1 protein-coding gene is annotated in these 15,418 nt (G+C 62.7%); it reads right to left on the bottom strand.

Going from position 1 to position 15,418, the window contains the following annotated elements:
• A partial coding sequence (locus tag AAAB16_RS22665; protein WP_340665373.1) for an Ig-like domain-containing protein occupies window positions 1–15,418 on the bottom strand: 15,418 nt, incomplete at both ends.

Raw genomic sequence — 15,418 nt, 5'->3', positions numbered from 1 at the left:
ACCTGGTACGGCGACCACAGACCGGCGCCACGCAGGTTGCGCGCTTGCTCCAAGCGCAGACGCAGTTGCGCGCCCGGGGTTGGGGTAAAGCGCAGCACCACACGGCTGGCGGACTGGCCGTCACCGTTCAAGGCTTCGATAGTCGGTGCGTTCAGCGCTTGTTCACCGTTGCTGACATCGAGCAAGCGCAGGGCGCCGGCCGCCCGCAGGGATTCGAGGGTGACCGGTTCGTTAAAGGTCAGTTGCAGCGCCTGTTCACCGGCCGGCAGTACGCCGCCCTGTTTCACGCTGGCATCCAGCACCAGGGCACCCGGCAGCTCCAGCAGGGTCAGGCCCGCCGTGCCGGAACCAGCCACCAGGCGGTTATTAAACAGGTCCAGCGCTTCAATACGTTCGGCGTTACCAGCCGAGACCACGCGCGGTTGCAGCGGCTCGCTAAGGTCAACCACCACCACGCCACTGTCGGCCGAAACAAACAGCAGGCTGCCGGCCAAGCGCAGGCGCACACCACGACCCGGGATCGCTTGCAGTTGGCCGTCGAGGGCGAGCACTACACGCTCTTCCGGCTCGTCGCGGTTAATGATTTCCAGGCCACGGCTGCCCACGGCGGCGATCAGGTAACGGCCGTAGCTGACGATGTCTTGCGGGTTGGCAACAAAGCTGTAGCTGCGCGTTTGTGCCGGGTCGAACAGGTTCAGGGCGCGGATTTCACCGGCTTTGCCATCCACCGGCACGCCGAGCGATTCATCCCAGCCTGGGCAGTTGACCCATTTGGCCCCGCGCACCATACCGCCGCTAAACAGCCAGCCGTCGTTCAGTTGCAGCAGCGCGCCGCCTTGCAGCCCCGCTGGGCCCGGCACACGTACCGGGTCTTCGCCGTTCTGGTAGTTAAGGGCGAGCAGGTCACCGGGGGCCGCGACGTCGATTTTAAAGGTGCAGGTGTCGGCGTTCGGTGGCTCGACCGTTACCGCCACTTCAGCGGCAAACAAACCGGGGCCTTGTTTGACCAGGCGGCTGATCGGTGCGCTGAGGTCTTCTTGCTGAATCGTTTGCAGGCCGTTCTGCTCGTCCAGGTTCAAACGCGCCACACCGCCAACGCCGCTGGCCACGTACAGGCGTTTGCGCCAGGTGTTTTGTTCCCACTCAACGGTCGGGCTGATGCGCAGCGAATCAAAGCCGACTTTGAAGTCTTGGGCAGCCTGGCGGTCGAGAATTTCTTGTTCTTCTTCGGTCGGCTCTATCGCGTTAACGCCTTCCATACGTTTGTAGATGGCGTTGGCCTGCGCTTTCAAACTCAGCCGCGTGCTATCGCTTGGCAGCGCCGGCGCACCGCCGACCAGCACCGGCTTGCTGGCGTCCTGCACCGAGAACGACGCCGCACGGTACAGCTCCGGCAGCCAACCGCCACCTGGCAGGGTCTGTTTGCCATAGCCGTTGACCATATAGCCGCCGTTGGTAACGGCCACGCCGGTTTGCTGGTCGATCCACACATCGTTCGGGAAGATCAGCGACGGGTGCAATTCCGACTGTTTGCGCAGGCCGTAACCGAAACCACGGATGCCAGTGAGGCTGGCCTGGTTGCCGTAGCGGTCTTCACCGAGCACATCAACTTTGCCTGGCGCACCGCGCGGCGACGTAACGCGCATACGGTTGCTGGCCAACACCTCAATACGGCCGACCGGCAAGCCGCCGAAGCGCACTTTCAGGCCATCCATCACGGTGTTGCCCGGCTCGAAACCGTCACCGCTAATGGTCACCGTGGTATCACCAGCCACCGGGCCCCACAGCGGCACCAGGGCGTCGAAACGAATCGGGGCGTCGACCAGCAGGGCACCTTCCAGCACGGTTTGTTGCCACAGGCCGTCACGCTGTACTTGCAAGGTCAGGTTGTATTGGCCGGCGCGCGGCAGGGCCGGCACGCTGACTTTCAATATGGCTGGAGCGCTGCTGTTGTCGCGGGTCACGCCTTCGATTTGCAGGGCGCGGTCGCCGGCATACAGGCGCACTTGGCCGAGGTTGGCTGGCAGGCCGAGGGCGCTGACGGTGATCAGGCTGACGGTGTCGCGCGCAACCCGGCGTGGGGTCACGGCTTCAATCGACAAGGTGTCGTTACGCGCGCCACGGAAGGTCAGCGCCACACGCTGGTCTTGGGTCAGGCGCTGCAACACCACCGTGTCGTTGGCGCTCACCGGTTTCACCGAGGCGATACCGGCTTTGGCCAGCAAGGTCAGGCGCTCGCCCACCGGCAGGCGGTCGGCGGTGGCCGGCGCCACCACCAGCTTGGCGTCGTTGTTAACGATGGTTACGGTCGCCGGCAGCGCCTGGCCTTGGGCGTCGAGCAACTGCACCAGGGCGTTGTTGGCTGGGTACAGGTCGATGGCTTTGTTAAAGCGCGCAATCACTTGCACGCTGCCGTCGACCTGACGGTCGACGATGCTGTTAGCCGGGTCGACACCAATCAGTTTCAGCAGTACGTCTGGCACCACTTGCAGCAGGCTGCCTTGGGCATCGACACCACCGGAATGGGCGGAGTAATCGCCAGCCACCACGCTTTCTACCGAGCCGCTGGAGGTCATGCTGCGACCCGCTACAGGCTTGAGCGGGTTAGTGACGTCGATCATCAGCACACCTTTGTCACCACGGGCGACATACAGGGTGTTGCCATTGAAGTCGAGGTCGTACACATAGCCAATGTCGTTAACCCGGGCGACCACGCTTGGTGCGCTTGGGTCGAGCAAGTCGACCACGGCCACACCGCTGGCGCCGGCGGCGACATAGGCGTAACGGCCTTGCAACGAGACGCGGGTACCCGGCAGGTCGAGTTGGCCAAGGCGTTGCAGGCCTTGGCTGGCGCTTTGGCTGTAGACCTGGAAGCCGCCGCTGCCGATTTCTTCCTTGGTTTGCAGGCGGTTGGTGCGGTAATCAAACGCCCCACCGACGGCGACGATCAGCCCGGCAGCGCCGGCATCACCCGCCTGCGTGGCGATATCCAGCATCGGCACGTTGGCCGCAGCGGCCAGGTTTTGTACCAGGTAGGTTTTGTTCGGCAAGAAGGAATCAACGATACCCAAGCCTTCGCTACCCATAGCCAGCAGCACACGGGCGTTGCGTACACGCAGACCACGCACGGCGTTGCCAGGCAATTCCAGGCTGCCGATCAGGGTGGTTTTCGCCGGGTCCAGTTCATCAAAGGCCACGGTAAACAGGCGCGCTGCATCCGGCGTGCCGCCACTGCCCAGGCGCACGGCGGTGATATACACGCGGTCGCTGCCACGTTCGAAATAGGGTTCTACGCCAACGGCGATAAAGCCGGCCGGCAGGCTGATGCGCGACAGAATGCGGTCGTCAGACTTGTCGCCGTTACGGTCGATCAGGCGCAGCAGATCATCCGGGTTCAGCGGCTTTTGCGGGTCGGCGCTGTAGTTGCCGGCGTTCAGGTCATAGACCAATACGCCGGTCTCGCCTTGGGCGGCAAACAACAGGCTGCCGGACGGGTCCAGCGCCATGTCATAGATGCGACCCTTATCGCGGATCTGCGATTGCGGCGGCTGCTGGTAGGTAAAGGCTTGAGTCAGGGTGCCTTGCTGGCCGTTGTTCAATTGCACACGTACATCGACGGTGCCAATCGGCCCGGCCGGGGCGAGCACTTCCAGGGTTTCGGCGTCGAGCACCTTGTAGGAAACCGCTGGGATATCGCCGAAGTGCACGGTCATCGCGCCGGTTTCGCTGCGGAAACCCTGGCCTTTGATCTGCACGCGGGTGCCGCCATTCAGCGAGCCCAGGGCTGGGGTCAGCGAGCGCAGCAGCAGCGGTTCAACAAACTGCACGGCACCGACTTTCGACGCCTTGCTGCCGTTGCCGCTGACCACTTGCAGGCTGGCGGCGCCCGGCAAGCTGGCGGGTGCCTGGATGCGATAACGCGCCGTGCCATCGACCAGGGTTTCGGCCAACGAACCGCTGGCCGCTTGGCCCGACACGCTGAACTGCACCTGACCGCTGGCGCCACGCAGCACCACATCCAAATCACCGCCGCCGACATCGAGCATGCCCGGCGCGGTGCTGACGATTTGCACCTGGGCACCCCCGGCGACACCGGCGCGGAAGCGAATGGCGTGTTCCAGCAGGCCACGGCTGCGGCGGCTGGCGAGGTCGCCTTTCAGCACGATGCGGTAGCTGTGGTTGGCTTGCAGACCTTGGCTTGGCTGCACGCTGAGCACGCGTTGGTCGGTGCTACGTTGCAGGCTAAACGGCAGTTCGCTGGCTGGCTGGTTGTTCTGTGCGTCGTGTTGCAGCACCAGGAATTGACGCAACTGCTCGTCGTCCATGGCGCTCAGCGGACGGGTGAATTGCAGGGTCAGCGGGCTGTCCAGCGGCACACCGTCAGCGCCGTCGGCGGGGCTGGAGCGCACCAGTTCCACGGTTAGCAGGTCGACCAAGTTCAGGTGCGACATGGTTTCGCCGCCCGGTGCGGTGTACACGGTAAAGGCACCGATGCCCTGGTCGGTGAGGGCCATCGGGTTAACGCGTTGCTGCTTGAGCAGGAACCGGCCATTCGGCGGCGTAATGCAGAACGGTAGGCCGAGGGCGTCGAGCAGGCTGATATTGTCGGCGCGGCTGAAGTCATAGAAGCCCAGGTAACCGATGTCGCCCTTCTCGCAATCGCTCTTGTCGCTGCCGGTTTGCGTCAGGTTCAGCGCGGCGCTGGCCTGGGCGCGAATGGCCTTGCTCTCGCCCGGCACACTGAAACCACCAGACAGGTAGCGGCCCTGCTCACGAATAAACGCTGGGCGGCTGGCGTCGTACAGGTTCAAGCCATTGCCGGTGACAAACTGGCTGCCATCGGCGGTCAGGCCGCTAAGGCCAACCACGCGGGAATCACCCAGTTGCGGCAGCGACGGTTTGCTCAGGTCGAACAGCACACGGTTGCTGCCGTTGACCACATGCAGGGTGTCGCCAATCACGCTGATATCGCTGACGTTATTCAGGCTCAGGGTGCGGCCATCAACGGTGGCCGAGGTCAGACGGCGGACCACGCTTGGCCGCAGCGGCTCGGCAACGCTGACGACGACTACACCTTCAGCGCCGGCATTGATTAACAGCAGGCCCTGATGGGCGACCACTTTTTCCGCCACGGTGTTGTACGGCAGCGGCAAGCTGTAACGCACGCCACGGTCTTTGCCTGGCGGCTGCTCGGTGAGCACATCCGGGTCGCGGATTTCGCGGTCGTACACCAGCAACACGCTGCGGCCTTCGTATTCGGTATCCAGGTACGGGAAGTCATAGCCGCGTGCGGTCACGTACAGGTGCTTGTCGGCCAGGGCCATGGCGCTTGGCTGCAAGTCTTGCGGCAGGTTGTAGTAGCCCAGGCCATGGCGCGGCGCCGCTTCAGCCAGCTTGGCCGGGTCGTATTTGACCAGGCTGATCCAGCCTGGCGCGTAGTAGTGTTGCAACTGCTCAAGGTTCAGCAGGGTGCTTGGTGCCGGGCCTTTCAACTCGCCACGGCCGAGCACGTAGAGCATGTGCAATTCGCTGTCGGCGGCCAGGTCGACGATGTTGCCCGGCGGCAGTTTCAGCGGGTCAGGCACATAGCTGGTGAGCTGACCGTCGGCGAGGGTTTTCAGCCGCGCGTCGATCTCTTCCATGCTCATCGGCGGCTCGGTTTGCAAGCTGCGGTCCAGTTGCAGACGGCCATAGAACAGGGCGTTGCGTTGCACGTAATGACGACCCAGATCGTCGGCCAGCTCGATGTCGATAAAGCCGCGATACCCGCCGCCTTCGTCGTCACGCAGGTCCGGCACCAGCAGGCTCATACGCTCGGCGCTGTAGAGGCGCAGGTCATCGGAGCCGACCTTGAAGGTTTTCGCCGTACCCGGCTCGCCGCTCTTATAGGCGGTGAGGGTCATGCCGGCGTGGAAGCCTTTACCGACCAGATCAACGCGGTCGTTTTTACCGCTCTGCGCCACGCGCACAACCGCTGGCGTCAGGTGGGAAATGCTCAGCTCATCAACAAACACAAAGCCGCCGAGCACGGTGTCGCTCAGGCCCGCGTCGGTAGTCACGGTGACAGAAGCCGGGCCTGGGTAATTCGGTACGGTTTTGGCGTACAGGGTGACGATGCCGGTATCGGCATTCTTCACCCGGCTTTCGACTACCAGTGGCTCGCCGCCGACCGACAGGCGCGGCTGCTCGCCAAAGTTAGTACCGCGCACCACCACCTGGGTGCCGCCGCGAACATCACCGACGTTGACGCAACCATTGCGCTCGGCGCTTTCGCGGGTGCAGATGCTGACGATATCCGGGTACAGCGCATCGGCCGACGCGGTACTAAAGCTGAATACGTAATCGGAGGCCAGCGCCTGACCGGTTACCGGCTTGAGGCCTTGCTTGATGCGCACGTAGTAACGGGTACGCGGCAGCAGGTTCTGGCCGTCTTTGCGCAGCAGCTGAATACGCCGCTTGGTGGTGTCGGTGCCACGGGCTGCAAAGGCCAGGTCAAACTGCGCGGTGACATCGCGGCCAATCTGCGCATCGCCTTCGAGCACTTGTACGTAGTCGCTCAGCACCGTGTCACTTGGCAGCACGGCAGACAGTTCGATCAGCACTTGATCCAGCTGGGTGCTGATATCGGTCTCGCCCACTTGCGGGCTGTGTTGCAGCACGGTCAGAGCCGGCAGGTCGATGCGCCCGATACCGCCCTTGCCGGCGGCTACTTGAATGGCGCCACGGGCCAGGGTTACACCGCGTACGGCGAAGTTATCCAGCGTGGCGTTGCGCTGCACCATCACCGGCACACTGGCATCTACACCGCTGACCCCGACGCGGGCCAGGTCAAGAATTTGCACCAGGCTTTGCGACGGTTTGTCTTCCTGGTCGGAGAGCATTTCGGTGACGTAGGCCAGGTTGCCGGACACATGCACGTCATACAGACCATCAGGCGTCTGGTCCGGACGATGCGGGGCAATTTCCACCACCTGCACCACACGCGGCTGGTCCGGCTCGCTGATATCAATACGGCTTAAGCGCGCGCTGTCGCCGCTGCCGGCCATATCGGTGACATACAGCTGGTTGCCGACCAGATTGAGGCGGTTGGCAATGCCCAAGGTATCGACCTTGGCCACAATCGGCATGGCTGGGGTGCTGAGGTCAGCGACCACCACACCCTCTTCCGAGGCGGCGATATAGGCGTAATGGCCACGCACTTTGACGTCGCGGGCAAAGCCGTTGGGTTTGATATAGCCGACGTGGTACGGCGCGGTCATGTTGGTGACGTCAATCACCTGTACGCCACCATTGCCGTTGGCGACCAAGGCCAGGTTGCCGCTGCGGGTCAGGCCGTAGACGTCTGGGTAAGGCATATCCACCCGGCCGAGCAGCAGGTACGGCAGGCCAAACTGACCGTCGCCATTCTTCTGTCCGAACAGCAGCAATTCGCCGGCGTTGTTATCCAGGTACAGGGCACCGGTGCCTTCGCTTGGGGTGTCACCGCCGTGCCAGTCTTTCTTGATTTCCGCGGTCATCTGGTCAACAAAGGCACAGCCTGGGTTGCCGTCTTGGCATATGCCGCCGGTAAGCCCGGATTTGCCTGCCAGCACAATGTTCTCGTCGCTGACCAGCTCACCAATGCTGCCGCTGAACATTTCTGCCGCGCCATTAAGCAGTGGTGAGTAGGCGAAGAAATCACCGGTCTGGTTGCTCTGCGCCTCATCCACGGCATCGAGAATAAAGATACCGGTGCGCGCCAGCGCATTACCGGCCAGGGCTTCGGTTTTGCTCAGCAGGCCCAGGCCTTGTTCAATGCGCAACGGGTCGATGGTCGACCAGGCCGCGATCATCGCGCCGGTACGGTCCAACGCGCGGTATTGATCAACGGCGGTGTATTGCACGCCTTTGCCAGCCGCTTGCGCGCCCACTTGCGGGGCAATGTAGCGGCGCTCGCTGAGCGGCCAGCCGACTTCATGGAAGGTGTCACGGGTGACGGTGTGGTTAGGCGTCACCACTTTGGTCAACACATGCAGGCGTTCGTTACGCAGGCCGGTGCGGCGCAGCACGTCGCCCTGGCTGAAGTCGGCCCAGTAAATAAAGTAGTGCTTGTCCGGGTCGCTGACTGGCGTGGTGTCGCCGTTGGCGCGGCCATCATCGCGGAACAGTTTCAGCGGGTAGGAATCAGCGACTTTCCATTCACCGGCTTCGGTCTGGTACTCGCGGGTCCAAAGCATGCTGACGTCGGAAATGGCGCCGCCCATGTCTTCAATCGACACCACCGCGCGCAGGCTCTCGCCCATGGTCAGCACGTCTTTATCAATTGGGCTCAACACGCCCAGGCGCGGCACCACGGTGTCTTCCAGCTTGCCGACGCGCACGATCTGCGACTCACCGGCCTGGCCAAGCACGTCGTAGGCAATGGCTTGCACGGTAAAGCCGTTAACCCCGGCCGGCGCGGCAATTTGCGCACGGTACACGTGGTCCTGGGCGTGACTGCCGACCTGTTGGCCGTAGCTCTGCTCGGTGCTGAACACCGGCACGCCGTTGACGTAGAACGTTACGTGGTCGATGCCTTCCGGACCGAGGTCGTCAAAGGCCTCAACAAATACTTCCACGTCATCGCCGTCGATGACGACCGCGTTGTCGTTGTCCGGTTTGACGATGCGCGCATTAGGCGCCTTGTCGGCCTTGATTTTGATGCTGCCGGGCAGGTCGACAAAGCTCGACTCGTAGCCGTCGAGGTCACGGGCCTTGGCGCGCAGGCGCAGCACTTGGTCAACGCGGCCGGTTGGCACTTTGAACTGGAATTGGTAGGGCGCGGCGGAGTCTTCGCCCAGGGCCTGGTACTTCGGCTCGCTGCCCACGGGGCCAATGGCGTAATACAACGCGGCAGCGTCAACGCCGACTTCGGCGTCGCTGGCTTGCACCTGCACAACAATGCCACGGCCCTCGGTCAGCTCGGTGACTTCACCCATGGCAAAACCACGGGCGTCGAGTAGCTTGATGGCATTCACTTCCGGTGGCTGGTTGCGCAGCAGGTTGACCGCAATAGTTTCTTTGCTTTCGTTGCCGCTTGGGTCGCGGGCGATGATGCGCAATTGCAGCGGCAGCGATTCCGGCAGGTTGTCGGTGCGGCCCAGGTAGTCAGCAATGCTGCCCAGCGGCAGGCTGCCCATATACGGCGCGCTGAGCAGCAGACGGTCAACCACACGCTCGCTGTCTTCATAGCTGCCATTGCCGTTGCGGTCGGCGTACAGGCCCAAGCTCACCGAACCCACGCGCACGTTATCGGTCACTTCCAACTGGTACGGCAGGTTGCGTTTCTCGGCCACGCTGGCGCCGGTGGCCAACGGCAGTTTCACCGTCAGCTGTGGCGCTTTGTCGTCTTTGAGCACACGCACTTTCACCGGCTGCGCGGTGCCGACGCTGCGGCCCTTGCCATCGGCGCGGCGCTCTTGGGTGGTGGCGGTCAGGTTAAGGTCGGTACCGGCCTGGCCGTAGGGCACTTCCACCAGGAATTCATAGGGGAAGACCATATCGGTGAGGCTGCGGTCGCCGCCTTTATAGCCGGCGATATTCAGCACCACGCGGTCGACGCCAACGTCATCGACGGCGTTGACTTCCACCAGCAGCAATTGGCCTTCGGTGGTTTCGCTGTTGTCCTTAGGTGTGCCGATGGCCACGCTGGGCAGTTGGTCGCGGATGATTTCCACGTCCAGGCTTTCTTCGGCGCGGTGGGCGTCCAGGTCGTTGTGGGCGACGCCGTAGGTGTCGACCGCTTCAATGGCCAAGTGGATGCGGTTGGCTGCCGGGTTGGCGCTATCAAACGCCGGCACCGGCACCATAAAGTTGTACGGCGAGGTACGCAGGCGCTGGATATACGGGGTTTGCCCGTTGCCGTATGTGGCGATGATATTGACGTACTCGATGCCGACGTCATCGAAAGCTTTGACGTTGACGTACAGCGGGTTGCCTTCCACCACCTTGGCGCCCGGCACCGGCTCGGCGACGTCCAGGGTTGGGCGCTCATCCGGGTGCACCGGGTAACCGATTTCCCACGCCTGGCTATTGGCCGCGTCGAAGGCTTCCACTTTGACCAGCACATCCACACGCCGCACATCAGACGTGCTTAAACCAAAGCCCTGCAGAATGGTGGCCAAGCGCTCAACGTGAAGCAGTTGGTTGTATTCCGGGGTGTCGATGTTGAGGGTGGTCACCGGCTCGTAGTCATCGGCCGGAATGCCGTCGATGCTGCGCACCAGGGTGAAGTTCTGCTTCACGTAGCTGCCGTCGTTTTTCAGCACGCCGTAGGCGCGCGACAGGGTCAGGCGGTTGACCTTAACGTTGTCGTAGGCCTGGAAGGCGACGGTGAAATCGCTGTCTTCCGGCGCACCGAAACCGATTACCGGACGCTTGATCGCCGCTTCCGGTTTGATCAGGTCGGCCATCACCTTGATCTGCCGATCAAACAGGCCCACGGCGCCGTCGGAGTCTTCGATTTGCGCGGTGAGTTTCAGGGTTTCGTTGTGGCGGATCAGACCCTGCGGTACTTCCAACACAAAGGTGCGTTGCAAGGCGTACGGGCTATTACGACGGCCGAAGTCATCAGCGATGCCAGCGTCATAGTTGGCGTGCAGGCTGTCGTGGATGCTGGCAAAGGCGGCATCAATTACTTGCTCGCCACCCGCGGCGCCCGTACCGGACGACAGCACCGGCAACGGCACGCCATTGGCGAATACTTTCAGGCGCGAATCAGTAAGCAGACGGTCATCGGCGGCGATCAGGCCAACGCGAATGCGGAAGGTGCCGGCGACAATTTCCTGGTCTTCGGCCGGCGCGGTAATACGCACTTCCGGCACCACGTTGGTCAACGGGTGAACCAGGAACGTACGCTCGCTGAGGTTGCCGTAGGTGTCGGTCAACTCCAGGCGGTATTCGGTGGGTTCGGTCTGGTCAAACAGCACTTCGGTTTTGTCTTCGGCCACCAGCGGCGGTGCCACCGGGCAGTTGACCTGGAAGCCGCGCTCGTAAATCACTGCCGCCACGCTGCCGTCGCGCTTCAAGCGCAGGATGCGGTAGCTGGCCAAGCCGGCGTCATCACGCAGGGTGGTGTCGAGGCGGAAACGCTCGTTGATACGCACCCAGAACTCGCCATAGTTGATGCGCGCCGGGTCAGTCAGGGCTTTTTCGTAGTGGCCGTTGACCCAGTAGGTATTGAAGCCGGCAAAGGTCAGCTGCGGTTTTTCGTTGGCTTGCAGCGGATACACCAGGCTGTGCTCGCTGCTGCGGCCGCTGAAGTCCTCGGCGATCAGGGTCAGTTCCAGCTCACCGCTGGTGAAACCCTTCGGCACGCTATACGGCACTTGCCAGCTGGTCTGGCCGTAGCTAACGCCCAGGTCGTGCACCACGCGGCTGCGGTTTTCCAGCACGCGCAAGCTTTTCAGCGCCAGGCTGTCGTCGCTGAAACCCAGTTTGAGATCGAGCTGCTGCATGGGGATGGCCACGCTGCCAGCCACCGGGCTGATCAGCCGGGCAGTCGGTGCCTGGCCATCGAGGGCCAATGGTTGTTGCAGCAAAGCGCTAAGGGTTTGCTCGCCGCGCTCATGGGCGAAGCGGTCGCTGGCGTGGCCCAGCAAGGTGACGCTGGTGCCTTGGGCTTCTACCGGAATCGGCATCAAGCTGGCGAAGTTCTGTTCGTTTTTGCCCTGCGAACCGCTGCTGCCCAGTTGCAAGAAGGCGGTTTGCGCGGCGCTGTCGAGGCCATCTTGCAGCAGCACGCTCAGGGCATAACGGCCTGGCGCGCGGCTGCCGCTGGCCAGGGTGACATCGGCGGCGGCCGACTCCTGCAAGGTGAATTGCAACTCGCGGATAAACGCTGGCGCGCCGCTGCGTGGTCGCAGTACCAGGCGCGTGGTGTCGTTATTGGCCAGCGCAGCAAAATCGATGAGACCATTGAGCGCCTGCACTTCACGCAGCGCCGGGCGCACTTGGCAGAGGTTGCGCGAGAAGGTTTCCAGCTCCCAGACGCTGGTGGTGGTGCCGACTTTCAAGGTGCGCGGCGGGTTGGATTCTTCACCGCCCTGTAACGTCATGCGGCCGTTGGCGATGCTCAGGAACGGCTTGTCGTTGTAGAGCAGCGCGCCCTGCCAGCCAGCGGCTTCCGGGTAGGCAAAGGCAATCTGCACCAGGTTGCGTTGCTTATCGCGCAGGGTCAGGCCCTTGGCCGCGCGGCTGCCGGTGAGCTCGCGCAGGGAGCTAAGCAGCAGCAGGTGTTCAACGGTGCTGTTGTCATAGTCATCGGTAACGTTGAGGCTACCGCGCAGGGGCTGACCGCGTTCTTGCTGGGCCGACGGCGAGGCATCACGCCAGGCCAGTTTTGGCGGCTGGTCGGGCTGAATCAGGATACGGCGGGTTTGCAGGCTTTGATTGCCGAGCAGGTCGGTGGCCGTGACGGTCAGCGTCAGTGCAATCGGCTCGCCTTGTGGGCGATAGCGCTCGATATCGATCAGTTTTTGCAGGCCACTGGCCGGCACATTGACGTCGGTTTCGCTCAGGCCAGTGGCCTGGGCCAGCACTTCGTTGCGGCCTTGGTCATCAAGCAAACGCACTTCATAGGAAGCAACGGCGGTGTCGTCTTTGAGGTTGACCTGCAGTTGGGTTTCCTGACGGTCGAACAGGCGCTCACCCGGTTGCTGAATATTGATTTGCGGACCGGTTTCGTCACCCAGCACTTTGACGTTGATTGGCGGCGAGCGGGTTTCGTTAACGCCGCGGTCACGGGCACGCAGCACCAGTTGCAGGACCTTGCCGCTGTAGCGCTTGGTCAGTTCCGGGGTCAGGCGCAAGCGAGCTTCAAAGTCGGCATAGAAACGCTGACCAACCAGCACCGCACCCAGGGTGCCGGGGTTCGGTACTTTGACGGTTTCTACCCGGTCCATGCGGCTGAACAGGGTCCAGGCGACGGCGTGTTCTTCTTTGCTGACCGGGTCGATAAATACGGCGTCAATGGCGTCGACAAACTGGTTATCGCCGGCGCTGCCTTGCAGTTCAAAACTGGCACCTGGCTCCAGGCTGAAGTCGCCGGCCGGTTTGTTCAGTTGCAGGGTGGGCGCTTCGGTGTCGTCGATGATGTCCAGCTCGAACGAGGCTTCGCTGACCTGCCCGGCGCTGTCGGTGGCGCGCGCGCCCATCAGGGTGTCAGCGCCGGCTTTGTTCGGTACGCGCAGGGCGGCGCCGATATAGCCGCCCGCGCCTTTATCCAGCTCAGCGCCGGTGACGGTTTTAAGGATCTGCGTTTGCCCGCCGCTGCGCTGGAAGAACTCCAGCTTGACCACTTTGCGGTCGTCGGTGGCCAACACTTGTGCGGTAAAGGCTTCGCCTTCGTACAAGCGCGCGCCTGGGGCCGGGGCACGCACGCTGACCACTGGCGGCAGGTCTTTGCTCAGCGGGAAGCGCCACAGGGTCGGCTCGGCTTCGTTGTTGTACTGGTCTTTACCTTGCAGCTGAATCACCAGTTCCTCGCCTTCGCTCGGTACGGTGAGTTCAAACTGGTCATCAAAGCTGGCGGCTTGCTGTTCGGCCGTCAGGGTGCGGCTGTGCAGCACGGTGCTGCCACTCAGGGCACGCAGGCTGACCAGTTTGGTGTCGTCGACGCCGCGCAGTTTCACCGTGACCTTGTTGCCGGCATACAGCGGCGCGCCCTGAATCGGCGAAGTAACGGCCAAGCGTGGGCCCAGGGTGTCGGCCAAGACTTTTACCGTCAGCTCCTTAGTGTTGCCGGTCTGACCGCCATCGTCCACGGCCGCCACTTTCAACAGCAGATCGCGCGGCTGGTTGCCCAGGTTCAGCGGTTTGAGGTCGATATTCAGGCGGTTAACAGTGTCCGGGCCGGGGGTCAGGCCGCCCGCTTGGTCAATGCGTTTTTGCCACAGCGGCGCGTTGCCGCCGACGGCCCACAGGCTGGCTTCCAAGGCATGTACGGCGCGGTCGTCGCGGGCCACGACATCGACATCCAGGCTGTCTTGGCTGTAGACGCTGCCACGGGTTGGATTGAGGGCGCGCACTTCCGGTTTGCTGTCATCGGCCACGCCGATCAGCACTTGCAGTTCGCTGTCATTGCCGGTGGCGTCGGTAGCCACGGCGCGAATCGGGTAACGGTCGTAACGCACGCCGTCGAGGTTTTTGAATTTGGGCGCCGACACCACTTTGAGCGCCGAATACGCCTTGAGCGCACCCGGAATCTGCTGCACGGTGAGGTCGCCATCGACACTGCTCAGGCGGTCGTTCAGGTTACCGGTCAGGCGATAGCCAACCCCGGCATCCTTGACCACACCGTAGAGCTCCAGACGCTCAACGCCGACGTTGTCGTAGCCGGTGAGTTTCAGCACAAAAGTGCTGTCTTCCACCACCGGCGCCAGGTCGTCACCAGCATCACTGACGCTGATGGCCGGCGAGGCCAGGTTGAGTACCGGATCGTCTTCGTCTTTACCCAACGTTACGTTGACGGCCGGGCTGCGCGCGGTCTGGTTTGCCGTGTCGGTGGCGACCACATGCAGCACCAGTGGGGTTTCGTTTTCCACACCGGGCGGCGCCTGGTACACGGTGCTGAACGGTGCGCGCAGGTCGCTGCCGATCAGTTTGTCGTTCACATAGAAATCGACTTGGCGCAGGCCCAGGTCGTCGGTGGCGTTGGCGCGAAATTCCACCGGTTGGCCGGAAACCAGATGGCTGCCTTCCACCGGGAAGCTCAACGATACCGTCGGCGCCTGGTCGCCCTTGACCGGAATCAGCAGCGGCTCGGAGAGGTTGCTTTGCTGGTGCAGGTCCACCGCCTGGGCGCGCAATTCCAGGGTGCGGCCCAGCCAATCGGCTTTGATCGGCAACTGGAAGGTATGGCTGGTGCTGCGTAGGCCAAAGGCATTGCCGTCGTAGTTATCCACTACATGGCGGTAGGAGCCGACTTCTTCGCCATTCACTTGCAAGAAAATATCGGTGCCGCCGTCCAGGGTGTCGTCGCTGACCTCAACGGTGACCGCCAGGGTTTGCCCAACGGTAGCGATACCGCCGACCGCTGGCTGGGTAATGCGCGCGATCGGCTTCTGGTTTTCCAATACACGCAACAGGCGCGCCGGGGCATCGGTGACGCCGCCATTGGAAGCATGTACGCGAGCGGACAGGCCGAGGCTGGTTTCACGCACGGAAATTTCCGGCACCTGCAGGGTGGCCTGCCAAATCTCAAACAGCTCTTTCTTGTTCGGGTCGCTTGCCACTGGCCGCTGTTCAAACGCCGGGAACGAGGTTTCGCCGACTTTGCGACCGTCGAAGAAGTACTCCACCAGGCTGATGCCGCTCTGGTATTCCACATCCGGGAGAATGCCAAGGTTGACCGCAATCACCGCACGCAGCGGGCTGTTCTCGATCACGCGCTGGGCATCGA

This window comes from Pseudomonas sp. (genome assembly GCF_037994325.1).
Taxonomy (GTDB): domain Bacteria; phylum Pseudomonadota; class Gammaproteobacteria; order Pseudomonadales; family Pseudomonadaceae; genus Aquipseudomonas.
This window is presented reverse-complemented; position numbering and strand designations above follow the sequence as displayed.